This window comes from Burkholderia sp. Tr-20390 (genome assembly GCF_017104595.1).
In the GTDB taxonomy this organism is placed as follows: domain Bacteria; phylum Pseudomonadota; class Gammaproteobacteria; order Burkholderiales; family Burkholderiaceae; genus Burkholderia.
Genome location: NZ_JAAGPC010000049.1, coordinates 18,263 through 44,086, shown reverse-complemented (window position 1 = coordinate 44,086; position 25,824 = coordinate 18,263). Strand labels below are relative to the sequence as shown.

Annotated in this window: 17 protein-coding genes and 1 tRNA gene; 7 read left to right on the top strand and 11 right to left on the bottom strand. The window is 64.7% G+C overall.

Features of this window, described 5'->3' with window-relative positions; translation table 11 throughout:
* Positions 1–140: 140 nt before the first annotated feature.
* From G3N98_RS16020 to G3N98_RS16005, 4 genes are all read right to left on the bottom strand, one after another.
* Entirely contained in the window at positions 141–506 is a 366-nt protein-coding gene (locus G3N98_RS16020) for a hypothetical protein (protein WP_241025937.1), read from the bottom strand.
* A complete protein-coding gene (locus G3N98_RS16015; protein ID WP_206148643.1) occupies positions 503–5,248 on the bottom strand; it encodes an RHS repeat-associated core domain-containing protein in 4,746 nt (1,581 codons plus the stop codon). Before G3N98_RS16015 ends, G3N98_RS16020 begins: the two co-directional genes overlap by 4 nt.
* A gap of 50 nt (positions 5,249–5,298) precedes the next feature.
* Positions 5,299–8,469, bottom strand: a complete 3,171-nt coding sequence (locus tag G3N98_RS16010) for a type VI secretion system Vgr family protein (RefSeq protein ID WP_206148642.1) — start codon at positions 8,467–8,469, stop codon at positions 5,299–5,301.
* Positions 8,470–8,650: 181 nt separating this feature from the next.
* Positions 8,651–9,367: a hypothetical protein gene (locus G3N98_RS16005; protein ID WP_175237675.1), complete on the bottom strand. Its 717-nt coding sequence runs from the start codon at positions 9,365–9,367 to the stop codon at positions 8,651–8,653.
* Between the two features lie 694 nt (positions 9,368–10,061).
* On the opposite strand from G3N98_RS16005, the gene G3N98_RS16000 reads away from it, so the two are divergent.
* Together G3N98_RS16000 and G3N98_RS15995 are read left to right on the top strand one after the other, a co-directional pair.
* Positions 10,062–10,138, top strand: a tRNA-Val gene (locus tag G3N98_RS16000).
* A 308-nt stretch (positions 10,139–10,446) separates the two neighbouring features.
* Positions 10,447–10,950 carry a DUF2628 domain-containing protein gene (locus G3N98_RS15995; protein ID WP_206148641.1) on the top strand — a complete coding sequence of 168 codons (504 nt, stop codon included), beginning with the start codon at positions 10,447–10,449 and terminating at the stop codon, positions 10,948–10,950.
* A gap of 109 nt (positions 10,951–11,059) precedes the next feature.
* Here G3N98_RS15995 and G3N98_RS15990 read toward each other — a convergent pair whose 3' ends face one another.
* On the bottom strand, positions 11,060–11,941 hold the full coding sequence (locus G3N98_RS15990; protein ID WP_206148640.1) for a sigma-70 family RNA polymerase sigma factor: 882 nt from the start codon (positions 11,939–11,941) through the stop codon (positions 11,060–11,062).
* The gene (locus G3N98_RS15985) at positions 11,941–12,417 is read right to left on the bottom strand and encodes a carboxymuconolactone decarboxylase family protein (RefSeq protein ID WP_206148639.1); all 477 of its coding nucleotides are present in this window, start codon (positions 12,415–12,417) and stop codon (positions 11,941–11,943) included. Before G3N98_RS15985 ends, G3N98_RS15990 begins: the two co-directional genes overlap by 1 nt.
* 562 nt (positions 12,418–12,979) lie before the next feature.
* On the opposite strand from G3N98_RS15985, the gene egtB reads away from it, so the two are divergent.
* The 5 genes from egtB (at position 12,980) to G3N98_RS15960 (ending at position 16,672) form a co-directional block, all read left to right on the top strand.
* Positions 12,980–14,203 carry an ergothioneine biosynthesis protein EgtB gene (gene egtB, locus G3N98_RS15980; RefSeq protein WP_206148638.1) on the top strand — a complete coding sequence of 408 codons (1,224 nt, stop codon included), beginning with the start codon at positions 12,980–12,982 and terminating at the stop codon, positions 14,201–14,203.
* On the top strand, positions 14,187–15,200 hold the full coding sequence (gene egtD / locus G3N98_RS15975) for an L-histidine N(alpha)-methyltransferase (RefSeq protein ID WP_206148637.1): 1,014 nt from the start codon (positions 14,187–14,189) through the stop codon (positions 15,198–15,200). The genes egtB and egtD overlap by 17 nt, the downstream gene beginning before the upstream one ends.
* Positions 15,201–15,496: 296 nt before the next feature.
* Positions 15,497–15,799 carry a hypothetical protein gene (locus G3N98_RS15970; RefSeq protein ID WP_206148636.1) on the top strand — a complete coding sequence of 101 codons (303 nt, stop codon included), beginning with the start codon at positions 15,497–15,499 and terminating at the stop codon, positions 15,797–15,799.
* Between the two features lie 43 nt (positions 15,800–15,842).
* Positions 15,843–16,097, top strand: coding sequence for a hypothetical protein (locus G3N98_RS15965; RefSeq protein WP_174974691.1), 255 nt, complete (start codon positions 15,843–15,845; stop codon positions 16,095–16,097).
* 188 nt (positions 16,098–16,285) lie between these two features.
* Positions 16,286–16,672: a hypothetical protein gene (locus tag G3N98_RS15960; RefSeq protein WP_206148635.1), complete on the top strand. Its 387-nt coding sequence runs from the start codon at positions 16,286–16,288 to the stop codon at positions 16,670–16,672.
* A 256-nt stretch (positions 16,673–16,928) separates the two neighbouring features.
* Here the strand turns inward: G3N98_RS15960 and G3N98_RS15955 are convergent, their stop codons facing one another.
* The 5 genes from G3N98_RS15955 to G3N98_RS15935 form a co-directional block, all read right to left on the bottom strand.
* On the bottom strand, positions 16,929–19,955 hold the full coding sequence (locus G3N98_RS15955; RefSeq protein ID WP_175237683.1) for a DEAD/DEAH box helicase family protein: 3,027 nt from the start codon (positions 19,953–19,955) through the stop codon (positions 16,929–16,931).
* Positions 19,955–21,973 (bottom strand): site-specific DNA-methyltransferase, encoded by a 2,019-nt coding sequence (locus G3N98_RS15950; protein ID WP_206148634.1) that lies wholly within the window; start codon positions 21,971–21,973, stop codon positions 19,955–19,957. Before G3N98_RS15950 ends, G3N98_RS15955 begins: the two co-directional genes overlap by 1 nt.
* Positions 21,974–22,308: 335 nt before the next feature.
* On the bottom strand, positions 22,309–23,439 hold the full coding sequence (locus tag G3N98_RS15945; protein ID WP_089424113.1) for a porin: 1,131 nt from the start codon (positions 23,437–23,439) through the stop codon (positions 22,309–22,311).
* Positions 23,440–23,720: 281 nt separating this feature from the next.
* Positions 23,721–24,398: a response regulator gene (locus G3N98_RS15940; RefSeq protein WP_069246727.1), complete on the bottom strand. Its 678-nt coding sequence runs from the start codon at positions 24,396–24,398 to the stop codon at positions 23,721–23,723.
* A gap of 13 nt (positions 24,399–24,411) precedes the next feature.
* Entirely contained in the window at positions 24,412–25,779 is a 1,368-nt protein-coding gene (locus G3N98_RS15935) for a sensor histidine kinase (protein ID WP_089424114.1), read from the bottom strand.
* Positions 25,780–25,824 lie beyond the last annotated feature (45 nt).

Genomic DNA, 25,824 nt, shown 5'->3' with positions numbered 1-25,824 from the left:
GTCCGACGGAGCTTTCATCTACAAGCTCACGCGACCTGTCGACACGTATCGCCACGCGCCAACCTTCCGATACCGGCGAAAATTTTCATCGATCCCGAACTCGCCGACGGAAATGGCTCGACATACATCACTCCATTCGATCATTTCGTACCATATATCTTAACTATTTTCCCATCCTCGGGAGATATAAGGTAGTTAATTGACTCCCCAAGGCGATTTGCGTTACCAAGCCCACGCTTCCCTTGGATAAACTTTGCCACAAATGCCACAGATATAAAATTTTCCTCATCTGTCGCATCTTCCTTTGAGGCTTTCACATCGCGAATATGGACTTCGAAATTATTCAAGTCCTGCCCTGATTTTTCGAAATCCTCATACGCAGCCCTCAATCCAACTGTAGTTGCAGTGTTGAGAATAATACTATTTCTATTCATCGAGCCAAAATTCAAATCACTCATGGCGGATATAGGAAAAATTAAGGCAACAATTAAGAGACATGCTTTCATAGACGATATTCATGGTCCTTGGCGGCCTGGTATCCCTTGTGACCATCACTCGGCGTCCCAAGGTAACCCCGGTAGTCAGGATATTCGTCCAGCCCAATTACAGCCGCATTCCTGTCTGCCGGCGAAAATTCGTTGCTATTGTAGTAATCCCGTCCTTTCGTCGTTCTGTTCCCGCGCCGATCCGAATGGTCGCCGTGCGTGTGCCAGTAACCGACCTCTTGTGCGCAATTCGGAGGTTGGGGCGCACGCGAATCCCACGGATTAACCTCAGCCCCATCGCCCCGGATCGCCTTCGTATAGTCGAACCGACCATCCGGTGTCCGATAGATGAGCCCACCATATTCCAGGTTGTCACGAATCGACTTGTCGTTGTATCTGAGCAAGGCGGCCTTTGCCGCACCATCCGGCGTCGCAAACCGGCCAGACCTGAACTTCTTGCAGGTCGTGCCCAACGGATCGATCCAGCCCGTGGGATTGGGGCCGTACCGATACGTATTCAGTCCGCCCTGCAAGCCGACAGGATCCTTCGAAATGAAACGTCCGCTCTCCGGAGCGTAGTAACGATGTCGGTTGTAGGCAAGCCCGGTTTCGTCATCCAGCTGCTGCCCCTGGAACCGGATCGGATTGCGCACCGTCAAGCCCGTGGCACGCGATACGCGCTCGATGACTTCTCGCACGTCACCCCAAGCCTTGTAGCTGGCCTCCCACACCACGTCCCCAAGCTCGTCGGTCAACAATTGCGGCGTGCCGATCTGATCGCAGTGGTAGTAGTACACCGCTGCCTTCGACTTCGGTTCCGGAATTCGCCGCAGTGGATCCTCCTCAGGCGTATGACGCATCGCGGCATCGTGGCTCGGCGTTTCCACACCCTCGACCGCCGCGCCGACATACTGGGCGAGCGGCACGAACGAATCAGCCTCGTACACGTAATGCGTACTGCTCGTGGCGCCGCTTTCGTATGCGAGCGCGTTGCCTTCCCAGCCATACGTCGTCACAACACCATCGACCTCCTTCGCGATTCGTCGCCCGAACGCATCGTAGAAATAACGTGCCTCGCTGCGGCGTGCCTCGGTTTCAGTCAGGGCCCGTGCCAGTCGATTGAATCCGTCCCACTCGAAGCGCTGCAGGCTGCCCGCCGCTCGGGTTTCGACGAGATTGCCCTGCGGGTCATACTCGAGTTGCTTGCCCGCATACGCACGAAGCAGGTTGCCGAGCACCTTCGACACCTGCGGTGGCAACGTGCTTTCAGGCCGAACCGGGTTCGCCGGCGTGCGCGCCTGAGGATGATCGGGACTCCGTGCGTCGATCACATTGCTCGCCGGATCGAACGCAAACCGCTCCGTGCCTCCGGGCCCGATCGACTCGATCAATCGTCCGATCGGATCGTATCGGTAGTCGCTCAACCCGCGCCGACTGTCTTCGACATGCGTCAGCTGACCCGCGAGATCGTAGCGGTAATGTCTGCCGCTCAGCGGCGCCGGCGCATGTTCGCGCCGGAGAGTCTGGCTGCGGATCAGGCCCGCCGGATCGTAATCCGTACTCTGGATCAGTTTGCTCGGCAGCACACGCCGGACCTCACGGTGCAGATCGTCCCGCTCGAACTGCATCCGTTCGTCGCCATCGAGCAGCATCCCATGGACATGCCCGGAACCGTAGGTCAACCAGTCGATCGCGTGGCCATCCGGTCGGATCGTCCGCTTGCGGTTGCCCAGCTCGTCATACGTGTGATGCCACACGTAGCTGCGCTTGACACCGAACAAGTCGTACGCGTGATGTTCGCGAACCAGATTGCCGACCGGATCGAAGAAATGCTGCACCCGGCTGAATGCATTTTGCGCGTCGGCCAGACGACCGAGCGCATCGTAAGCGAAGCGCTCGTCGGCATCGCCGCTTGTGCGGCGTGTCAGCCGGCCTGCACCATCGTATTCGACCCGTGTGACCTTTCCCGCAACGTCGATGGTCGACAGGCGATTCGTTTCGTCATCGAAGCCGTAACGCGTCACTATCCCGTCAAAATCGACCGTTTCGAGCAGCCGGCCGACAGGGTCATAGGTGAATCGATAGCTGGCCTGATTCGCATCGATCAGACTGACCAGCCGGCCGAGGCGATCGTGGCCGTAGTTCAGCGTGTGGCCGAGCGCGTCGCTGCGTGCGTGCAACCGACCCGCCGCATCGTAGCCGTAGCGCGTCGTGCGGTTCATTGGATCGGTGTAATTCAGCAGGCGCCCTTCCGCGTCGTATTGAAAGCGTTCGACGCCCGCTGGCGTACGCACCTCATTCAGCCAGCCGTTTGCGCCATAGCCGAACGCTGTCGCGATACCCATCGCATCCGTGGCTTCGACCAACCGACCTTGCGCATCGTATTTCCACTGCGTCGTCTTGCCCGAACAATCGGTATGCGCAGTTAGTCGTCCAGCCTCATCGTATGCCATGACCGTCGTGCCACCCTTCGCATCGGTCACTTCACTCGGCAGCCCCTGCGCGTTGTAGCTGTATTTCGTCTCGTGGCCGAGCGGGTCCGTCTCCAGCACGACGTTCCCCGCTTCGTCATAGCCGCGTTTCCATGCATGCCCCTGCGGATCGACAATGCGGATCATCTGATCCTTCTCGTCATATTCCATCTCGATCACGCTGCCGTCGACACGCTGGTGGCGCACCATGTTGCCGCGGGCGTCGTACGTCATCTTCTCGTTGCCGCCATCCGGATACGTATGCTGCACGAGATTGTGGTGCACATCGCGATACATCCACTCCTCGCTGCCTTCCGCATAGACGATTCTGAACGGATAGCCGTAACGGTCGTAGTAGTGTCGCGTGACGTTGCCGAGCGCATCGGTCACGCTCACCATCCGGAAGTCGGGGTGCCAAGCGAAGCGCGTCTCGTCGCTGCCACCATCCGCATATTCGCGAACACATTTTGCCTTCGGTCCGGTTCCGCTCCATTCAAGGTTGGTGCCACGACCGGTGCGGTCCGTATAGCGCGTGATCAGGTGGTGACGGTACGCATATTCACGACGGTTGCCGTTGCGATCCGTTGCCGCGACGAGATCGTTGTCCTCGCTGTATTCGTAACGCGCAAGCGTGCCGACCCGTGTTCCTTCGCTATCGTGATGCAACACCTCGGCGATGCGATGCTTGTCGTCGTATGCGAACGCAACAATCGCTTGTCGCGCGATGATCCGAGAAAGGCGTTGCTGCGCGTCGTAGTCGAGTGTCAGCTGATTGCCGGAGCGATCCTTGATGAATGCGAGACGAAACGCGTCGCCACGCTTCTCGTATGCTTCAAGCAATTCGTGGCCTCGCGTGACAGTGACCCACGACTCGTCCAGCCGCAACAAGGTCAATCCTTCGCCGCGATCATCGTGCGCGTCGCCCGGGGAAAGCAGCGGATAGTCGATGCTGCGACCGGTCGCATCGTGATATACGAGCTTCGATGCATGCATGTCGATGCGCGTCGTCAATGATGTGATCCATCGGGCGCCGAGCTCGCCATGCACGTCATTTGCGTCGAAGAAAGATCGATAGGTGCGGCTCCATATGATCGGCATCACGCCGGGAAGGACAAAATCCTGATGGGTCACCCGTTCGTCGCCCAGCGCAAACCCGACTGAACGTCTCGTCGCCGCCGCGGGCGTCGACGCCGGACATCCGAGCTTGCAGTCGTTCGGGCCGGGATGCTGCGCCTCTTCCGTATGCCGGACCGATTCCTTCTGGCCTTCACCCTCCTGGCGGTGCACTTTCGTGCTGCCTTGCTCCTTGATTCCGGTCTGGTGTTTGCGCTGACGATGCAAAAAGTCGCGCTTCTTGTCGATGGCGACCTGGATAAGATTGATCAGCCAACCGATCTTGCCCGCGTCTACACCGCCGAGCGCAAGGATTTTTTCCTTGATCACCGGCACCAAGGTGCGCAACGTCTTCGCCATGTTCAGCAGCGGCTCGCGATACTTGAGATCGAGTGCCTTCGCCACCTGCGTCCCTGTATTGATGAGCTCCTTCGCCTCGATCTTCACGAAGTCGACGATCAGATGACCGAGCCCCGCAAACGTCTTGCGTGCATCATGCGCCGCGAAGCCAGATGCAACCTGGCCCGCATGCTGCCCAACCGCCCGCACATTGTGCGCGACGCTCAATTGCTTCTCGCCCGCCACCTCCTCGAACAGGCGCGCGAAGCCGATCATGAATTTCTCGATGTAATCGGCGCAAGTCTTGAGCAGGTTGTCCAGCTCTTTCTTCACGCCATCGACGAAACTCTGAATACGGCCGGCGAACTGCTCGCTCAGACTGTCGATGAGTGCCTGCAGCAGTGCGGTCTGCATGACCTGCAATGTCGCTTCACCGACTGCCTTGCCGCTTTCGACGACCTTTTGCCGCACGAGCTTCATCACCGGACGTACACCCATCCGGAATTCGGCAGTCCCGGGTGGAATCGGGATGATCCCGATCAAGTCGAGACCGAGGTTCAGATAGTCGAACACATCGGGATGCTTGCCGCTCTGTCCATGCTCGATCATGTCCTTGATATCGAGCACGAGATCGACGGCTGCCATGATGTTCGCCACCACCGGCAGCGCGTTGGCAACCATCTCGATCCGCTCGATGGTGATGAAGTCGTGGCTGATGGCACGCAGCCACCGGTCACAAGCCTTGACGCCGGCCTTTACATCGATGGTCTCGATCTGCAGCAACGGCGCGACATAGACCTCAGTCGGCTTGGGAAGAATGACGCCAGAAGAAGCGGTCATGGTTGTTCTTTATTCGAAAGTGATGGATCGCGCCTTGCGCGAGCGGATACTCAGAGAACCTTCAGCGCAGGCACGGCACTTCGCGCGGCTTGGGCGAGCGCACCGACCTGGTGGGCTGCGGCGCCGAGTTGGCTGGCTTGCGAAAGGGCCGCACCGGCACCAGACGGTAATGCGCCGGCAAGGGCACCTTTGGCGAGGCTCACCGCCTGTCCGCTCAACGCCTGACCAACACCTCCCTGGACAACCTGCCCCGCCATGCCGGCCAGTTGGGTCGCCCCCGACACCGCGCCCATCGCGCCTGACGGCAACGCGTTAGCAAGCGCCCCCTGCGCGAGCCTCGTCACTTGTCCGCTCAACGCCTTCCCGATGCCGCCCTGGGCGGCCTGCCCCGCGACGGCTGCAACCTTCGTCGCACCCGGCAGCGCCCCAGGTGGCAACAGGCCGCTCAGTTGAGACATCGCCGTCGCAGCCGCATTCCCTTCCTGCATCGGCTTAGCTGGCCATTGCGCCGTCTTGAATACGCTCGACGGATCGTACTGATTGCGCGGATCTTCGCCGAACTGGACCTGCGCTGCGCCGGCCGGCAAGCCGCTCACGATCGTATGTCCCTTTGCATCCAGCGCACCTTCTCTCAACACGCCACCGCTGGCGTCCAGCACCTTGAATTTGCCGCCCTTGAAACCCTCGCCATTCGCGTACTGGTGCAGCAATTCCAGTTGCCCCGGCTGATCCGGTCGCGGGCTCGGCAACGGATACCCCATGCTCGCCGGCCCCGCGAACGTATGCGACGCACCCTTCACGTCGATCGTCCCGGGCGCATGGACCTCGACATTGCCATCCTTGATCCGGATGTATGCCCCGCCGCTCGTCAGCAGGATCCCCTGATCAGCCGCGATCTCGATCCTGTCCGTCGCCGACACCACCTTCACCGCCTTCTGCGCGGTCACCTCGATGTTGTCCGACTGCGCCTGGATCTCCACCTTGCCCTTGCCCGCGAACAGCTTCATCCCCGCGTTCTGCACAAAGAGGCTCAGCTTCTGCCCGATGCTCCCGATCAGCGACTTGCCCGCCGCAACGTGCACGCTCTGCCCGCTCGCCACGTTCACGTGATCGTTCGCGACCATGTGCACCGACTGCTGCGTCGACATCCCGATCCCCGACGGGCTGCCGAACAGCATCACCGGCTCCTTGAACGCGTTCGCGTTCCCCGTGCCGCCGCCTGCCGTGCGCCCGCCGGACGCGCTGCCCGATACGCTGTCCTGCGTCGCATCCGTGAACGCGCGCATCGTGTCCTGCGCGTCCTTCATGCTTTCCGCCTGATGCTGCTCGCTCACGCCCGACATCGCCTCGACGAGGCTCTCGCCCGTCACGAGCTGCTGCTGCGTTTCCTTCACGTCGAGCGGCTGGCTGTTCGCCGCCTTCGGATGCGTCGTCACGTACAGGCCCTGGCTCGCCCGCACCGCGCCGTACGCATCCGAGCGCAGGTCGAAGCCGCTGCCGAGGTACGACCCGCGCGAATTGCCGCTCTGGTCGATGATGTAGCCCAGATGCAGCAGGCTGTTCGCGCTGCTGCTCATCAGCTGCACGCGGTTCTGCCCGGTCGCGTCGTCCATCACGAGCTGGTTGTAGCCGCCGCCCGAATACTCCTTCGACCGATACCCGGACAGGATCCCGTCGGTATGCCATTGCGGCTGGTTCGCGCCGTTGTACACGCGCCCGACTGCGAGCGGCCGGTCGCAGTCGCCGCCCACATAATCGATCAGCACTTCCTCGCCGACGCGCGGCACGTGCACGCCGCCGTAGCCGCCGCCCGTATCCGACTGCACGACGCGCACCCAGCACGACGCGTTCTCGTTGCCCGGATTCAACCGGTCCCACACGAACTGCACGCGGATCCGGTTCAACTCGTCGGTATAAACCTCCTCGCCCTGCGGCCCGACGACGATCGCTGTCTCGAGGTGCATCTCCGGTTTGCGATGCTCGAACGGGCTGCGGTACGGCACGCTCACGCGCTGAGCTTCGACTTCGACGAGATAGAAGCCGACCGATCCGTCGTTATGCGAAACCTGAAGCCCTGGCGTGTTTTCGTATCGCACTCGCGTCCGGTCAATCGAACGTTTCAAGCTATGCGGGAAATCCGAATCGCTAGCAGGTACGGGCAAGTTGTTCTCGATCCACCACGCCACCTCGATCGCGGCGAACTCCCGCTGGTCGGCCACGTCGCGATCATGCACCGGATGATCGGCCAACGTGAAGCGCCGGCCGGCATCGATCGCGCGAACCCCGCCAGAACCATGGAAGCGCTTCGCCCGCGACTCCCACTCCTCCATCTTGACCTTCGTCAGATGGTCGCCGCGCGTCTGATCGAGATACGTGTAAGCGCCCGTGTACTCGTAGACTTCGAGTTGATCCGGCAACTCGCCCTGACCGCCCATCGTCGGCAACGACGTGCCTTTCGGGTTCGACGGCTGCGAAGGATTCTTGTAGTCGAACGTGCGCGTCGTGAGCGTCACGCTCTGCAGCGTCCGGGTCCCTGACCATTGCGTGAACGCGTCGGCTTCGCCTGCCGTGCCGCCGCGGTAGAAGCGCACGGTTTCCGGCGACAGCGGCACGAACGCCAGCAAGTTGTCGGTGATGACGAGCGTATGCGACTTGCCGTCGTCAGCTTGCTGCCATGCGCAGTAGAGCCCTTCGCTCTCCATCAATCGGTGCACGAGGTCCCAGTCCGTTTCGCTCTGCCGCGTGTACGAACGGTTCGCTAAAGGCTGTGACAACGCAAAGCGGAAACGCCCGCGTGCTTCCGGGTGCATTCCAAGCACGTCGGAAATGATTTCCTCGACGTTCTTGTCGATCCAGATCTTCTCGTCGCGGCGGAACCGGAGCACATGCATCCACGCACGCAGCTCAAGCTGATAGGTCGTCAGGCCGCCGTTCGCGCCCAGCCGACGCGCGGTATAGAGATAGCCGCTGACAGGCCGGTACGCATTGTTCTCGAGCTGAATCCAGAGCGTCGCAGGCTGAGCGATCAGCTTCTTGAGTTCAAGACTGTCATTGTTCGATACGACATCGAGTGTGAATGAGTAGTCCCTGCCTATCCGCGATCGGCCGACCGCGCGCTGTACGGCGAGTGCGTTGGCGCCCAGGGGGGTGTCCAACTTGAGCAAACGATCCTGCTGAAGCAAGCCACCGCGAATCGCGGCGCCAATGTCCGGCATATCCATGATGCAGCCCTTTTTTTTATTTCAGCACCCTCGGATGGTGTCTGTGACTTAGTCGGGCGAGATTTTACCGCTTAATCAATGCGTCAATGTTAATCGTCGGATCAGAAACAGGGACATGGCACGAACACGCGCTGTGCGATCCGTCATGTGGATCGCCCCGGCCGTCGTCGCTTCGTTCAGTTCAGGCTGGTGTGTCGTCGTCACCCAGGCCGCTGCGTTTCAACGTTTCGCGCAGGCAGTACCGGCACACGGGTTCGCCGGCATTCCACAACACCCGGAACGCTTCCTCGTCAGCGATTCTGAGCGCCGAATCCTCGACCCCGGCTCCCGGCCCAAGCACCTGATGCAGAAACGCTTCGCTGAACCAGTACTTCTGCTCATGCCTCGTCGTGCCATCGGTCACCTGCACGACACGATAATCGCGAATCCCGCCGGTCGACAGGATCGCTGCTTCGATATCAGGCGATGTCGGTACCGGCGAGATCAACCCGTTACGCTCGCATCGCACGAAACCCTCGGGCCATGTCGCATCGGCCGCGACGACGGATGTGTCGAATGCCTGCTGCAGCGACCTGGGCTCACGTGGTGTTTCACCGGACCGCACGAGCAACTCGTCAACACACGTCGAGCAGCCATAGGCCCGCAAACGCTCGAGCGCTGCAATTTTCGGGAACGCAGTGACATGGGCAACGTTCCCAACGAACGGCGCTTCGACCTCGAGTTCGTCGAACTCGGCACGCAGCACCCACATTTCACGGCTGTACCTCGGCCGGTCAAGCGAGACCTTGACCAGTTCGCCGGGCACAAACTGGCCGCGCACCCGGACGCGTGCATGGACACGTTCCGATGTCATTCTGACAACGTTGAACCCGTGGCGATGGCAAACAATCGGTCCCATCACTGGCTCCCCTTGCGAGCATCATCGTTGGTATCGCCCTGCTTTTTGCCAGGGTTCATCTCGTCGCGGAAAACATCGATAGCCGGGTCAACGAAGAATCACTCATCTGTCGCGAGCCTGTGTGCCAGGCCTTCGGATCCTGAATGCTGGCGATTCTACAGATACAGCGGCTCGGGCATCGTCCGATGCGCCTCACAGCTTGCCGCTTCGTTCATCCAGTCACCGCACGCAGTGCATATCCTGCCCGGATCACAGTCGACGAACTGTGCTTATCCAAAGGTGTTAACAGAGTTCGTATACATACGTAGTGATAGTTAACAAACCCTGTGCCTCACAGTGGATAACGTCCCTAACCCCATGAATTCTCGACGGGAAGCAGAATGCATAACCCTGGGTGCGCGACGTGAACAGCTCCCGGCAGCACAGAACAACTTTTCGTCGATTCACAGTCGCGGCGACATATCCTCAATCGTTCCACTGTGAATCCAGAGGCTTGTCGAAGGGTTATCCAGAGGGCAATGTGGATAACATCACAGCACATCGACGCGTTTTGCTGTGATGCGAACAGGTGAAGCCAACGTTCCCGGCATCGCGAGGCATCATCGATCGTCGGCCCTCGCGCACCTCGATTCAAAAAATTTTCACGAAGGGGCTTGTGCTCCTCAAAAACCCTCTCTATAATTCGCGGCTTCTTAGGCTCGTAGCTCAGTTGGTTAGAGCACCACCTTGACATGGTGGGGGTCGTTGGTTCGAATCCAATCGAGCCTACCAACGAACAAATGAAGGGGTCTGGCAGCACAACTTGCCTACAGGCAATGCGGCTCGCCAACATACAAACGCCACGCGGCAACATCGCGTGGCGTTTTTCTTTTTCCGGCCGAAACAACGCATGTCGCCCCGATGCGTTGCGCGATCCGCGGCATCGCATCCTTCCTCGCCGACCCTTCGATCCGCCACACAACGGCCACTGCGCCGCGCGTAGAATCGTGTGCGCATCGCAGCGGCGGTTCCGACCGTCGCCCGATCTCCAGCACATCAAAACAACGACGCGCGATCCGCGCGACTGAGAGCACACGACCATGTCCGACGTCACGACCGCCACGTCCTCCGCGAGCAACGACGAGATCGCCGCTTACGTCGGCAAGAAAGCCGCCTGGTTCGAAAGGAAGTGGGAGATCGCCGCGTCGCGAAAGAACCGGCAGTCGTGGAACTGGGCCGCCTGTTTCCTCGGCCCGGTGTGGATGGCGTATCGCTGCATGTACTGGCAGGCGGCGGCCGTCCTTGGCGCGTCGCTCGCGATCACGCTGGTCGAGCTGCTGTACTTCCCGCGTTACTTCGAATCGACCACGTTCGACCCGGTCACCATCGGGATCGCGGTCACGCTCGGCTGGTGCGGGAACAGCCTCTACAGGACGCACGTCGAACGCCAGATCGAAAAACTGCGCCCGAGCGCGACGTCCCGCGAATCATTGCTCGCGCTGCTGGAAGCGCAGGGCGGCACGAACTGGCTCGCGGCAGCCGGCTTTGCGATCGCGACGCCGTTGCTGGGCTTCCTGATCTACATCGTGGCCGGGACGTATTGATCGCAGGAGCCGGCGGCCGGCAGCCGGTAAAGCAGGGCGGCAGGGCGAAGAAAGAGGCCGCATCGCGGCCGCGCATGCGCACGGCACCTGACGCATGATTCCGCCGCACTCAATGCAGATGCTTCAACTTGTCAGGATTCCGCACGACATAGATCGCGACGATTTTCCCGTCCTCGATCTCGAGCGCCGTGGTCTGCAGCTCGCCGTCCGCTTCCTGCGTCACGAAACCCGGCAGCCCGTTGATGAACCCCGCACGCACGAGCGTCGACGCATGCGTGGCGAACAGCCTGGCCAGGTACTCGTGCACCTTCATCACGCGCTCGAAGCCGAGCACCGGGATGCCCGCGGCCGGGCGCTTGCCGCCGCCATCCGCGTGCAGGCTCACGTCCTCGGCGAGCATCGCGCCGAGCGCGCGCATGTCGCCGCTGCGTGACGCCGCAAAAAACGCCTCCGCCAATTCGATCCCGCGCTGCTTCTCGACATGGAAGCGCGGTCGCGCCTCGCGCACATGCGTGCGGGCCCGCGCAGCGAGCTGCCGGCACGCGGCCGGGTCACGCTGGATCGTCGTGGCCACTTCGTCGAACTCGAGGCCGAACACGTCGTGCAGCAGGAACGCTGCACGTTCGAGCGGCGAGAGCCGTTCGAGCGCGAGCAGCAGCGGCAGCGTGACGTCTTCCTGTTCGTCTTCCTCGACGACCGGCTCGGGCAGCCACGGGCCGACATAGGTCTCGCGCTGGTGCCGCGCGGACTTCAGCTGGTCGAGGCACATGCGCATCACCATGCGGCGCAGGAACGCTTCAGGCACGCGTACCTCGGCGCGGTCGACGTCCATCCAGCGGATGAACGCCTCCTGTACCATGTCCTCGGCATCCGCGACGGAACCGAGCATCCGGTACGCGACGCGGATCAGCGTGCGACGCAGCGGGTCGAAGCTCGCCGCCGCATCGGCCCGTGCTTCGGCGCTGCCGTTGGCCGGGTCGAGGTTCGGCATCAGGCCACCATCTTCGCGGCGGCGGCCTTTGCATCGGCCGGTTCGATCCACAGCCCGAAACCGACCGCGAGCCGGTTCCAGCCGTTGATCACGTTGATCATCAGCGTGAGTTTCACCTGTTCCTCCTGGCTGAAGTGGTCATTCAGCGCCGCGTAGGCCGCTTCGTGTGCCGCGTGGTCCTCCGACAGTCGCGTGAGTGCGTCGGTCCAGCCGAGCGCCGCGCGTTCGCGGTCGGTGTAGCAGGGCGCTTCGTGCCACGCGGACAGCAGGTAGATGCGCTGCTCGGTCTCGCCTTGCTCGCGGGCTTCGGCCGCGTGCATGTTAATGCAGTTCGCGCATGCGTTGACCTGCGATGCGCGGATCTTGACCAGCTCGACCAGCGTCGGCTCGAGGCTCTGCGCGGCGGCGACCGAGACGGTCATCCAGCTCTTCATCAGCGCGGGTGCGGCGGCAAACGGGTTGAGTTTCGCAGTCATGGTCCTTCTCCTTTGGTGTGGGTTCCGGTGATATGACGAGCGAGCCCCCCGCGTGTGTGACATCGACGCAAAATTTTTTTCGAAGCCGGCGAGCGGATCGGCGCGGAAGGCCGCGGGGGAAGGGCGGGCAGGGTGCTCGTCGAATGCGATAAACGCGGCGAGCATGCTTCGCGCGTCCGTGCTGGTCAGACGATTCCGCATTCGCGTCAGGGAGACGATCACGGCCGCGAACGCCCGCGGCGTGCGTCGATCACAACGGCCGACGCATGCACTTCGGCACGCCCCTCGATACACGCTGATGTCAGCAATTGGCAACTGATCGGTTGCTTTCATTTACATTTATCTGCCGTTTCATTCGCATCTCGGTCAGCAACATTCACATTTCTGGCCCATACTGTTCTGCACGGGCAGATGAAGTGACGCCGCATCCGCGGCCCGGCGCGCGCGCCGGCTGCCCGACGACGCAGCAGCAGGTCGCACGTCAGCCGCGCGCATCACGCGCAAGGCTTTCCTTTTTCCGGCAACACGCAACGCAGCGAATCGCGACGTGGACGGTAAACCGATGAGCCTCCTTGCATCACAGCTTCAGCGCCGTTACCAGGACGTGCGCGCCCATAGCGTCGCGTTGACCGCGACGTTGTCCGCCGAGGACCAGGCCGTGCAGTCGATGCCCGATGCCAGTCCGACGAAATGGCACCTCGCGCATACGACCTGGTTCTTCGAAACCGTCGTGCTGATGCGACGCGTGCCCGGCTACGCGCCGTTCGACGCGGCATTCCAGTTCCTCTTCAATTCCTATTACGAAGCGCTCGGCCCGCGCCATCCGCGGCCGCAACGCGGGCTGCTCACGCGCCCGTCGCTCGACGAGGTGCATGCGTACCGGCAATACGTCGACGACGCGATGCTGCGCGCGCTGGCCGGCGCCGACGCGGCGCTGCTCGAGACGATCGCGCCTGAGCTTGTGCTCGGCCTGCATCACGAGCAGCAGCATCAGGAGCTGATCGTCACCGACATGCTGCACGCGTTCTCGTGCAACCCGCTGAAGCCGGCATTCCGGCCACGCAACGGGACGGACACCGGCGCGATGGCCGCGGGCGACGCCGGCGCGCAGCACTGGCTGCATCAGCCGGGCGGGCTCGTCGAGATCGGCCACGACGGCGAGGCGTTCTCGTTCGACAACGAACGGCCGCGCCATACGGCGCTCGTGCGGCCGTACGAGATCGCGAGCCGCCTGGTGACGAATGCGGAATTCGCGGCGTTCGTCGCCGACGGCGGCTATACGCGCCCCGAGTTCTGGCTGTCGGACGGCTGGGCCACCGTGCAGCGGGAAGGGTGGCAAGGGCCCGGGTACTGGATGCCCGACGACGACGATGCGGCCGCCACGCGCGTACGGCGCACGTTTGGCCTGCACGGCGTCGAGCCGCTCGCCCCCGACGCGCCGGTGTGCCACGTGAGCTTCTACGAAGCGGCCGCGTATGCGGAATGGGCGGGCGCCCGCCTGCCGACCGAATTCGAATGGGAAGCCGCGTTCCCCGCCGAAGGCATCCGGCAGATGCTCGGGCACGTGTGGCAATGGACGCGCTCGTCCTACGAGCCGTATCCGGGCTTTCGGCCGCTCGTCGGGGTAGCGGCCGAATACAACGGCAAGTTCATGGTCGGCCAGCAGGTCCTGCGCGGCAGCAGCATCGCGACGCCGCCGGGGCACGAGCGGCCGACGTACCGCAATTTCTTTCCGCCGGCCGCGCGCTGGCAATTCACGGGAGTGCGACTTGCGCGAGACGTCTGACCAGACGGCCACGAGCGGTGGCCAGCAACCCGCCCGCGATTCGCGGCCGAGCGCGTTCGAGCGCGACCTGATCGACGGACTGTCGCGTACGCCGCGCAGCATTCCGCCGAAATACTTCTACGATGCGGCCGGCTCCACGTTGTTCGATCGCATCTGCGAGTTGCCCGAGTATTACCCGACCCGCACCGAGCTCGGCATCCTGCACGATCGCGCGGCCGAGATCGTGCGGCGTGTCGGCCCGCATGCGGAACTCGTCGAATTCGGCGCGGGCTCGCTCGAGAAGATCCGCGTGCTGCTCGACGCGTTCGCGGGCAACTATGCGAACGCGCCGGCGCGCTACGTGCCGGTCGACATCTCGGCCGACTACCTGCACGGCGCCGCCGCGCGGCTGCGTGCCGCGTATCCGTGGCTCGACGTCGCGCCGATCGCGGCCGACTACACGAAGCCCGAGCAACTGGCCGAGCTGACCGCGACACCGGCGCGGCGCATCGGCTTCTTTCCCGGTTCGACGATCGGCAACTTCGCGCCGGACGAAGCCGATGCGTTCCTGCGCGATGCCGCGCGGCTGCTGCGTGGCGGCGGCTTGCTGGTGGGCGCGGATCTCGTGAAGGACGAGCGCACGCTGCACGACGCGTACAACGATGCGCAGGGCGTGACCGCGCAGTTCAACCTCAACCTGCTGGTGCGCGCGAACACCGAGCTCGGTGCGGATTTCAACGTCGACGCGTTCTCGCATTGCGCGTTCTACGACAGCGTGCGGCAGCGCATCGAGATGCATCTCGTCAGCGACGTCGCGCAGACGGTGCACGTGCGCGGCCACGCATTCCGCTTCGACGCCGGCGAGCGCATCCACACGGAGAATTCGCACAAGTTCACGATCGACGGTTTCCATGCGATCGCGCGCCGCGCCGGATTCGTGCCCGATACCGTGTGGACCGACGCGGACAACCTGTTCAGCGTGCACTGGCTGCGCAGCGTCGACGATATCCGCGCATGATGCACGTGCTTGCGAACCGCTCGCGGATGGTGCGGGCGGTTCGCTTTCGGCTCTTTCCAGTTCACGCCTGCGCGTGCCGATCACCCGGTTTCGTGCCGAACCCCCCTTTTTTACCGGCCCGATGCACCGCTGCAACGGTGTTTGGAATGCCGCCTCTTCCTTGTCCCGCAAGGCTTGGCGGGCGCCTGTAAACGTCCGTTACCTGTCTCGCATACCCGTTTCACCTGTGTCTGTGTCCGGTGCCTAGACTCCGAACCGTATTCACTTGACGCACGACACGTGCAGGGAGTTGCGAGATGAACAAGAAACTCATTCTCGGTGCAGTTCTCGGTGTAGCGGCGCTGGCAGCTTCGGGCGTCGCATCGGCCCACGTCGACCTGTCGGTCGGCATCGGTGTACCCGCCTATGTGGCGCCGGCGCCCGTCTACGTGGCGCCGCCTCCGCCCGTCATGTACGCGCCGGTCGGCTATCGCGACGACGGTTGGCGTGGCGACGGCTGGCGTCAGCGCGAATGGCGCGAACACGAGTGGCGCCGCCGTGAATGGCGCGAGCACGAGTGGCGCGATCGCGGCGGCTGGCGTGGCGGCCGTTGGGATTGAGCGAAGCGGCCCGACTTGATCTCCACACGAGGAGAATGAAAACATGATGCCCATTCGACACATCAGGCTGTGTGCCACCGCGGCCATCGTGGCGCTTGCCACCATCGGCAGCGCGCACGCGGCGGGCTGCATGAAGGGCGCGGTGGTCGGCGGTGTGGCCGGCCACTATGCGGGGCACCACGCGGTCGTCGGCGCGGTTGGCGGTTGTATCGTCGGCCACCATATGGCGAAGAAGCAGGCGCAGGAGCAGGCCGCGCAACACAGGGCCGCCGCGCAGGGCATCCAGCCGGCGCAGTAAGCATCATCGTCACCGGGGCGGCGCTGCGGCGCCGCGCCCGCCTGCCTCGTTCCCCGCTCAAGCACGATCCGGATTGATCTGACGAATGCGCGCCGCGCGCCTCGTTACGATCATTTACAACGTCGCGTGCCGCGAATCCTGCGCGTTCATAGAATGCAGTCACACGAACGCGCTCCAGGGAGCACAAGATGAAACAGCAACGATATCTGTCCGTACTGACGGCCGCGCTGCTCGCGCTCGGCACGGTGTCCGCGTATGCCGCAGCCGGCGGCAATGGCGGTGGAAACGGCGGTGGTGGCGGCGGCGGAGGTCACGGGGCAGGCGGCCTGGGCGGCAATGCAGGCGGCATGTCCGCCGGCCACATGAGCGGCCACGCGCTGAGCAACTCGAACGGCATGCACGCGGGCGACCGCGACAAGGGCCTGTCGCGCGCGGCCGACCGCTCCGACACGATCGCCGATCGCGCCGGCGCGCAGCCGGGCCGCGGTCACACGCACGCACACGCGCATGGCCACACGACGCACGCGTCGACGGCCACGCATTCGCATCACCATGCATTGGGCCGCACGCTTTAAGCGCGGCGCGCAATCGTGACGGAAGGGCGCTTCGGCGCCCTTTTTTCATGGCGGGAATGCAACGCGGCTGTCGCGCGAAAACATCGTGCCGACCCGATTTGCAACCAGCCGTAACCGCGCCGCGAACGGGCGCGAATACGGATCGCTTACACGCGGGTAACAGATCGGAAATCGGCGCAAGGCGCGCGCATGGCGAGCGCGCCGGGCCGCGTCGAGAAAGCCGATAAAAAAGGGCGGCTCATCGCCGCCCTTCGTTTCAGCGCCCGGCGCTCGCCAGGGGCACTGCAGGTTCAAACAAAGCGTCCGCCTGCCTCACGCGCACGAAGCGCGCCGCGCCGTCACCGTCCACCAGCGCCCGGAAGTGCGCTTCGCCGCACGCGAGCTTCGCCCGCTCGTGCTCGCTCGGCACGTGGCCGTCCGCATTCGGCGTATCGACGACGAAGTACAGCCGTTCGCCGCCGTCCTGTTCCGCGAGCACGGCCCAGTCCGGGTGATAGCTGCCGAGCGGCGTCTGCACGCGGAACCACGCGGGCAGCTTTGCATACAGCTTCACGCCGTCGTGTGCCTCGAGCGCATCGGCGAACGCGCGCTCCGCGTCCGTCTCGCACACGACCGCTTCGTGGATCGACTTCTGCGCATCGGGCCGCAGGTTGCGCAGATAGCCGGTCAGCGCCTCGCTCTCGAACGATTCGAGCGCATGCACATGACGCTCGCCGAGCTTGTGGTACGCGATGCCCGCGACGAGCGCGAGCCGCTTGCAGCGGTTGATCGCATCGGCCGCGACCGCGATGAACTGCTGCGGGTTCACGCGGAAATCCTCGAGCCGGCCGCTGTCGGCCAGGATCGTCGCGAGCGAACGGCGCGTGAGCTGCGTGCGGTCCTGCAGTTCGGTGAGCAGGTCGGGCAGCGGCAGCTCGCCTTCGTCGAGCAGCACCGTGCCGGCGCCGGCCACCTCGATCGCCTCGATGCCGGCCTTGCCGATGTCGATCTCGGCCTTGCGCCACTGCAGCCGGGCGCGCGCGATGTCCGGCGCGTCGTGCAGCGCGGCCGCGCAGTCACGCACGAGCTTCGCGTTGTCGAACTCGACGCGGTAAACGGTGCGATGGCGGATGCGGTCCCACAACGCGCGGAAATCCTCGCCGAACACGACGGCCTTGCCCGACGCATCGCGCCGCAGCGCGATCGCGCGGCGCTCGTCCGCGTTGCGCACCGCAAAGCGGCCCGACAGCTTGCGCAGCGTCGCGACGATCGGCGCGCGCAGCATCTCGAACGCCTCCGGCAGCACCAGCGCGCTCTGGCGCAGCGCATCCTTCAGCCGGTCGAGCACCTTGCCTTGCGCGTCGACGTAGCCTTGCTCGTGCAGGTGGTTCCACAGCACGCGCGACAGCTCGACGCCGAGCGCATGCGCGGGCCCGTCGCCTTCCTGCACGGGCAGCGCCGCGAACTGGTGTTCCTCGACGATCCCGAAACGGATGCCCGTATCGGCCTCGATTTCCTTCTGCAGGTTCTCCGCGAACGACTCGTAGCGCTCGGTCGCGATCACGGTGAGCGTGTTCACGCCCGGATCGCGCACGCGTTCGCCGTCCTGGTCGACGGCGAGGCGCAGCCCGCGGCCGAGCGTCTGGCGGCGCTCGCGTTCGGTCTGGATGTCGCGCAACGTGCAGATCTGGAACACGTTCGGGTTGTCCCAGCCTTCCTTCAGCGCCGAGTGCGAGAAGATGAACTTCAGCGGCGTGTCGAACGACAGCAGCGCCTCCTTCTCGCGCATGATCAGGCCGTACGCACGCTCTGCGTTCTCGCGCGCCGCCGCGCTGCTCTCGCTCGTGTCGGTCCAGCCGCCCTTGCGGTCGATCGAGAAGTAGCCGTTGTGCGCGCGGCCGACTTCGAGCGCCACGTCGACGCCGTCGAACAGTGCGCGATAGGCCGGCACGCGCGCCGCACGCGCATATTCCTCTTCGAAGATCAGCGCGTAGTCGCCCTTCGCGGGCATGCCGTTTTCGTCGTAGCGGCGATAGCGTTCGACCGAATCGACGAAGAACAGCGACAGCACCTTCACGCCGCGTTCGGCCAGGCGCAGTTCCTTGTCCAGATGCTCGCGGATCGTGCGGCGGATCATCTCGCGCTGCACGGCGAGCGTGTCGATGTCGCCGAACGCCTCGCCGAGCGACAGGAACGCCTCGCCTTCCGGATGGCGCAGCTCGACGTATTCGGCGCCCTTCACCGCATGGACTTCGCCGATCCGCAGCCCCGCGTACAGCGCGCGCTTGGTCAGGCGTTCGAGATCGTCGCCGTCGGTGGCCGACACGATCTGGCGCTTCACGCCGGCCGCCGTCGCGACGTCGAGCTCGATGCGCGCGCTGATCGCGCCGCGCCGGTTCGACACGCCGACGAGCCGCACATACGGCTTGTTGTGCGCATCCTCGACGATCGCCGACGCGATCTCGATCTGCTTGACCAGCTTGCGCTCGTACGCGTCGACCGCGTCGAGCCGGTACACCATGTGGTGGCGGTCGACGTGCGTGGCCGAATAGCGCAGCGTGCAGAGCGGCGCCATCGCGGCGAGCGCTTCGCGGCCGCGGCCTTCGAGCCCGCCGTCGACGCTTTGCGGCTCGTCGACGATCACGATCGGCCGCGTCGCGCGGATCAGGTCGATCGGCTTCTCGCCGCCGGTCTTCTCGCTGTCCTTGTAGAGGTTGTTGATTTCCTTCTTGTTGATCGCGGCCACCGTCATCACCATGATCTGGATCGCCGCGCTCGCCGCGAAGTGGCGCACCTGGCCGAGCTTCGCGGAGTCGTACAGGAAGTAGTCGTACGGCACGCCCGCGTACAGCGCGCGGAAGTGATCCTCGGTGATCGAGAGCGTCTTGTGCACGCCTTCCTTGATCGCGATCGACGGCACGACGATCACGAACTTCGTGAAGCCGTAGCGGCGGTTCAGCTCGAAGATCGTGCGCAGGTACACGTAGGTCTTGCCGGTGCCGGTCTCCATCTCGACGGTGAAGTCGCGCGAGCCGGGCAGGCCGGACGGCGGCAGCCCGCCGCGCAGCTGCACGTCGGCGAGGTTGCGCGCGAGCGCGTCGTCGGTCAGCGACAGCCGGTTGCCGACGCCTTGCTCCGACACCGCGAAGCCGAGCGAGCCTTGCGCGGCGGCCGTCGTGCCGGGCGCGGCGTTCGCGAGCACGCTGAAGTCGCCACGATACGATTCCTGGCCGCGAAACAGGTCGCAGACGGCGTCGATCGCCTCGCGCTGGTAGTCGAGATCCGCTTCGAAATGCAGCCGCATCACAGGCTCCGCACGCGCTTCACGCCGTGCTGTTCGAGCAGCGCGGCGAGATTGAGCTTCGCGACGTCGTCGACGAAGCCGCTGTCGCGGAACAGGCACGTGACGTCGTGCGTCGTGCCGGTCGCATCGAGCAGGTCGACGATGCCGTCGGCCAGCGGCCCCGCGTCGTCGCGCGAAATGCGCGCATCGAAGCACGCGACGATCGCGCGGCCGATCAGGTGCACGGTCTTGCCCGCCACCTGGTGATGCTCGACCGGCGTGCACAGGTCGAGGCCGAGCTTCAGCGTCAGCTCGGCGAGCAGGTCGTCCTCGGTGCGGCCGGTCTTCACGTGCTCGACGGACGCGAAGAGCGCGTGGTCGAAGTCGTCGCGGCGCGGGTCCCACTCGATCACGTTGGTCGTGTCGAGCCGGTACACGCGAAAGCCGAGGTCGCCATAGCTTTCCGGATAGTCGCGCGCGACCTGCTGCGCGGCGCGGCGCAGGCGCTCCTTCGTGATTTCGGCGAGCGTCAGCGGCTTCTTCAGCTTCGCGCAGAAGTCGGCGGCCGCCGTCTGCGTCTTGTCGCGGCGGTCGAGCGCCTCGGGCAGCTGCACGAGGATGTAGCGGCGCGCGCCGCCGTCGGTCGCGTTCACCTGCATCACCGCGTGGCCGGTCGAGCCGGAGCCGGCGAAGCAGTCGAGCACGATGTCGTCGCCGCGCGTGCACCAGCCGATCACGGCCGCCGCGAAATCGACCGGCTTGGGCAGGTCGAACGGGATGCCGAGCGTCTTCAGCAGCGCGTCGTCGGAGCCGGCGAACGGCAGCACCGACGGCACGTTCTCGTACATGTTCTCGTCGAGGTAGTAGATCCGCTGCGGCTGCGTGGTTTCATCCGCGCCGAATTCGATCTGGCCGCGCTCGATCAGCGCCTGCATCGTCGCGGGCGGGTTGCGCCAGCCGCGCGCCGGCATCGCGCACGGCTTGCCGGTGACCGGGTGGATCAGCGGCGTGAAATACTCGTCCGGCGCCTTCTTCTTGTTCGGCCAGGCCATCGACACGAGGCGGTAGACGCGGCCTTCCGGCGACAGCCGGTCGTACATTACCTCGCCGCCGGACAGGTTGGTCTGCGCCTTCATCCATGCGCGGTACGCCTTCTGCGCGTCCTTCGGGTTGCCGCTGCGGTAGACGGCGTCGTGCGCGGCGTCGAGCATGCGCTGCGCATTGCGCTTCGGACGCTTGAGCGGCGCCTGTTCGAGCAGTGTCTCCGCGTTGCGCGCGAACAGCACCAGCGATTCGTGCTGGTACGCGACGCCGCGCGCGTCGCCCTTCGGGTTGCGCTTGTCCCACACGGCCACGCCGAGCTCGTTCTCCTCGCCGAAGATCTCGCGCAGCATCAGCACCAGCGCATGCACTTCATGCTCGTCGATGTGCACCGCGATCAGCCCTTCGTCGGACAGCAGCGCGTGCGCGAGCTTCAGGCGCGGATACATCATGTTCAGCCAGTCGGTGTGGAACCGGCCGTTCGCCTCGGTGTTGGTGCTGCGCTTCGCGCCGCCCTGGGTCTGCCCGGTCATCGCCAGGTAGTGGCGGATGCTGTCGCTGAAGTCGTCCGGATAGACGAAATCGCTGCCGGTGTTGTACGGCGGGTCGATGTAGACGAGCTTCACCTTGCCCGCGTAGCTCTTGTGCAGCAGCTTCATCACGTCGAGGTTGTCGCCCTCGATCACGAGATGACGCGTGTCGTCCCACGCGACGCTGTCGTCGGGGCAGGGCCGCAGCGTGCCCGTCGACGGCGTGAGCGCGGCCTGGCGCGCGCTGCGCTTGCCGTGCCAGTGGAAGCCGTAGCGCTCGTCGGCGTCGCCGACCGTGCGGTCGCCGACCAGCGCCTTCAGCACGTCGACGTCGACCGACGCGCCGTCCGGGCCTTCGGTCACGAGTTCGGGGAACAGCGCCTTCAGGCGCGCGACGTTGTCGGCGGTGAAATCCGTCGACATCGCCTGCGGGCTGGCCGCATCGAGTTTCTGCATCGTCTTTTCCATCGGAGCCCGGCCGCGCGCGCCAGGACATCGGGCGCACTCACGGCAGCGGCGGCAACGGCCGCCCGGGCAAACCCGAAACGCTATCGAGTCACCCGGCCGAGGTCAAGCGCCGATGTGGGGCGAGCGTGCGGGCATCGGCCGCGATTGCCCGCCGGACGGGCCGCAAGCGGCTTCGGGCCGGTTGTCGCATGGCCGACCGGTGGGCGCCTGGCGGGCGGCCCGGGCGCGCTCGGGAAAGGACGAAAAAAAGGGCACGGTCGGCGCCAAGCGCCGGCGTGCCCGCATGGAGAATCCCGGACGGACGTGCGGCGGGGCCCGTCTGGCCCCGCTTCAGGTCAGAAGCGCGTGCGGATGCCCGACGTCAGTTCGAGCTGGTTCTTCGCGCCGAACGTCGACGACACCGTGTAGCCGCCATGCAGCTTCATGTAGTCGCCGGCCAGGTACACCTCGGTGCGCTTGCTCAGGTGGTAGAACACCGACCCGTAGATCGTCTCCTTGAAGCCGTTGGCGACGCCGTTGGTCAGGCTGAACGCGCCGAGGTTGGCGTTCGGCGTGAAGCCGTCCGCGTTGTTCGCGGCGTTCTTGATGCGCATCTGCTGGTAGCCGAGCTCGTAGTCGAGCGCGCCCTTCGGCGCGATCTTCATCGACACCGTCCACGAATCGTCGTGACGCTGACCGAGCGGGCCCTGGTCGCCGTTGTAGCGGAAGTAGCCGGCATTCAGGCGCACGATGTCGAACGTGTAGTTGCCGCCGACCGAGAACGTCTGGTTACGGAAGCCGTTGTGGTTCACGTGGTTGTAGAAGCCCGACACGTTGAACGGCCCGCCGTTGTAGCCGAGCGCGGCCTGATACGCGGAGCCGGTCGCGAACGACGTCGAGTTGCTGAACTGGTAGCCGGCGCTCGCGAAGATGCCGTTGCTGAACAGCTTCTTCCACGCGACGCCGTTGTTGTAGCGCGTGCCGGTCGGGCCGGCCGCGTAGAAGATCATCTGCTTGAAGTTGTTCGAGTTGGTCCAGCCGCCTTCCTCGGTCGTCAGCTTCGAGGAACCGTACGCATCGCCGTAGATCGTGGCCGCATCGCGGGCGATCGTGTTCTGGAAGCCGGCCGTCAGCTTGCCGAAGCGCTCGTCCTCGACGCCCACCCACGCGTCGCGGTCGAAGATCTGGCCTTCGTCTTCCATCTGGCCGTTCGCGACGACGAATTCGCTTTCGAGGCGGAAGATGATCTTCGTGCCGCCGCCGATGTCTTCAGCGCCGCGCAGGCCCCAGCGGCTGCCGCTGAACCACGGTTCGCCTTCGTTGCCCATGCCGATCACGTGTTTGCCGTTCGCGTCGGCGTGGGTCCGGTAGGTCGGAAAGCTCAGGTCCATCAGGCCGTAGAGCTGCACGCTCGATTGCGCATGCGCCTGGGTGCCGGCGCACAGGCCAGCCGCCGCGATGGAAAGGGCAAGGGTTTTTCGTTTCAAGATCGTCTCCTCCGAGCTGCCGCATTGGAATCTGGTCGTTGGCAGTACGCAATGTATGCCGACTCTTGCCGGCCACAGCGAGAGGGCCGACGCATAGCATCGTAGAGGGAGCAATCCTTCACGACGCTTTCCCGGGCACAAGAATCGGATCGGTGAAAACACCGAACGCGCAACAATCGCGGATCGGGCAGGCGGGCGGAAGCAGGCAAGCCGGAGGCGCCGGCATGCGTCGATGACGTTTCGTGCTACGAATGGGTATTCAGGGCGCGCAAAGCGGCCCGTCAGTCCTGCGTGCTCTTCATGCGCAGGATGTAACCGAGCCCGCGCAGCGTGATGATCTCGGCCGTGCTGCCCGCGAGATGCTTGCGCAGCCGGTGGATGTAGATGTCGATCGCGTCGGCGCTCGGTTCGTCGTCGAGCGCGAACACGCTGTCCATCAGGCGCGCCTTCGACACCGTCTTGTTCTGCTGCAGCATCAGCGTTTCGAGGATCGCGTGCTCGCGGCGGCGCAGCGCGAGCACCGTTTCTCCGCAGCGGAATTCGCGCGTGCCGAATGCGTAGACGAGATCGCCGCACACGAGCTGCGTCGTGCCGACGCCGGCCTGCCGGCGGATCAGCGCGCGAATCCGCGCAACCAGCTCGCGCGATTCGAACGGCTTCACGACGTAGTCGTCGGCGCCCGCGCCGAAGCAGTCGACCTTGTCGTCGACCGAGCCGTGCGCGGTCAGCATCAGCACCGGCACGTTGTCGTTGCGGCGCCGCAACCGCGCAAGCACCTCCTTGCCGCTGATGCCGGGCAGGCGCATGTCGAGCAGCACCGCGTCGTAGCGTTCGGTCTTCAGCACCGTGTCGGCGCGCTCGCCGTCGCCGACGGCATCGACCGCGAAATCCTCGCCGCGCAGCAGGTTCACGATCCAGTGCGCGAGTTCGGCGTTGTCTTCGACCAGCAGGAGTTTCATGACGGCGTTCTCTTCAGTCGTAGGCGGGCAGCCGTACAGTCACGACGATACCGCGATTGCCGGCCCCCGGCGCGAGCGACACGCTGCCGCCGTGCGCCTGCGCGATCTCGCGGACGATCGCGAGCCCGAGGCCCGAGCCTTCGGTGTCGGCCGACACGCGGTAGAACCGCTTGAACACGTGCGGCCGCGCTTCGGCCGGGATGCCGGGGCCGTTGTCGACGACGTCGAGCACGATCGCGTCGCCGTCGCGGCGGCCGCAGACCGTCACGCAGCCGCCCGGCTGCGTGTAGCGCACCGCGTTGTCGACGAGGTTCATCACCAGCGCGGTCAGCAGGCTGTCGCTGCCCGCGACGTCGAGCCGTTCGCCGAGGTCGGCCCCGAGATCGATATCGCGCCGCTGCGCGAGCACGATCGTTTCCTCCAGCACGCTCGACACCACGGCCGCGAGATCGACGCGATGGGTCAGCAGCGTCGACGGCGTCGCTTCCGCATGCGCGAGCAGCAGCAGCTTGTCGGTCACGTCGGCCATCTTGCGGCTGCTGCGCTGCATGCTGTCGAGCACCGACGCGAGTTCACGATCGTCGTTGCCGCGCTGCTGCGCGTACTGGATCTGCGTATCGAGCACCGCGATCGGCGTGCGCAGCTGGTGCGCGGCATCCGCGATGAAGCGGCGCTGCGTGGCCGTGTGCGTGTTGAGCCGCGCGATGCACTGGTTGATCGCGTCGACGATCGGCCGCAGCTCGTGCTGCAGCCGCTCGGGGCGGATCGGCTCCAGCTCCATCGGGCCGCGGTCGGCCACGTCGTCCTTCAGCTTCATCAGCGGCCGCATCTCGAAGGTGAGGCCGAGGTACACGAGCCCCATCGCGAGCACCAGCATCAGCGACAGGCGCACCAGCTGCGGCCGCCAGATCGTCGCGACCATCGCGCCGTGCGAACGCGTCGTCTTCGCGACGACCACCGTCACCGTCTCGATCTGCCCCTCGTCGTACAGCTGGCGATCGTAGGCCACCGCGCGCAACGGCACGCCGTCGAGCGACGTGTCGTACAGCGTCGGCTCGACGCCGTGCCGCGCGGGCACGTCGAGCGCCGGCGTGCCCGCGAGCAGGCGGTCGTGGCCGTCGATCACCTTGTAGAACACCGAATCGCGCGACGGCGATTCGAAGATCTCCAGCGCGGCCGGCGGCACGTCGGCGACCGGCAACCCGTTGCGCCATTCGACGTCCTCGCCGATCGTGCGCGCGGACGCGACGAGCGCGCTGTCCTGCACGAGCGCGGCCGTGGTCCGCGCGGTGTCGTACGACATCGCGCCGGCGATCAGCACGAACACCGCGAGCGGCAGCAGCAGCCACCACAGCAGCCGTCCGCGCAGGCTGTGCGCCATCCTGTTGCGCTCCTTCTCCGAAATGCCGAACCGCGCCGGGAGCGC

Excerpts from the sequence above, each read along its gene's own strand:
- G3N98_RS16020 (WP_241025937.1), bottom strand. The coding sequence starts at position 506 with ATGAAAGCATGTCTCTTAATTGTTGCCTTAATTTTTCCTATATCCGCC.
- G3N98_RS16015 (WP_206148643.1), bottom strand. The coding sequence starts at position 5,248 with ATGACCGCTTCTTCTGGCGTCATTCTTCCCAAGCCGACTGAGGTCTAT.
- G3N98_RS16010 (WP_206148642.1), bottom strand. The coding sequence starts at position 8,469 with ATGGATATGCCGGACATTGGCGCCGCGATTCGCGGTGGCTTGCTTCAG.
- G3N98_RS16005 (WP_175237675.1), bottom strand. The coding sequence starts at position 9,367 with ATGGGACCGATTGTTTGCCATCGCCACGGGTTCAACGTTGTCAGAATG.
- G3N98_RS15995 (WP_206148641.1), top strand. The coding sequence starts at position 10,447 with ATGTCCGACGTCACGACCGCCACGTCCTCCGCGAGCAACGACGAGATC.
- G3N98_RS15990 (WP_206148640.1), bottom strand. The coding sequence starts at position 11,941 with ATGCCGAACCTCGACCCGGCCAACGGCAGCGCCGAAGCACGGGCCGAT.
- G3N98_RS15985 (WP_206148639.1), bottom strand. The coding sequence starts at position 12,417 with ATGACTGCGAAACTCAACCCGTTTGCCGCCGCACCCGCGCTGATGAAG.
- egtB (WP_206148638.1), top strand. The coding sequence starts at position 12,980 with ATGAGCCTCCTTGCATCACAGCTTCAGCGCCGTTACCAGGACGTGCGC.
- G3N98_RS15970 (WP_206148636.1), top strand. The coding sequence starts at position 15,497 with ATGAACAAGAAACTCATTCTCGGTGCAGTTCTCGGTGTAGCGGCGCTG.
- G3N98_RS15965 (WP_174974691.1), top strand. The coding sequence starts at position 15,843 with ATGATGCCCATTCGACACATCAGGCTGTGTGCCACCGCGGCCATCGTG.
- G3N98_RS15960 (WP_206148635.1), top strand. The coding sequence starts at position 16,286 with ATGAAACAGCAACGATATCTGTCCGTACTGACGGCCGCGCTGCTCGCG.
- G3N98_RS15955 (WP_175237683.1), bottom strand. The coding sequence starts at position 19,955 with ATGCGGCTGCATTTCGAAGCGGATCTCGACTACCAGCGCGAGGCGATC.
- G3N98_RS15950 (WP_206148634.1), bottom strand. The coding sequence starts at position 21,973 with ATGGAAAAGACGATGCAGAAACTCGATGCGGCCAGCCCGCAGGCGATG.
- G3N98_RS15940 (WP_069246727.1), bottom strand. The coding sequence starts at position 24,398 with ATGAAACTCCTGCTGGTCGAAGACAACGCCGAACTCGCGCACTGGATC.
- G3N98_RS15935 (WP_089424114.1), bottom strand. The coding sequence starts at position 25,779 with ATGGCGCACAGCCTGCGCGGACGGCTGCTGTGGTGGCTGCTGCTGCCG.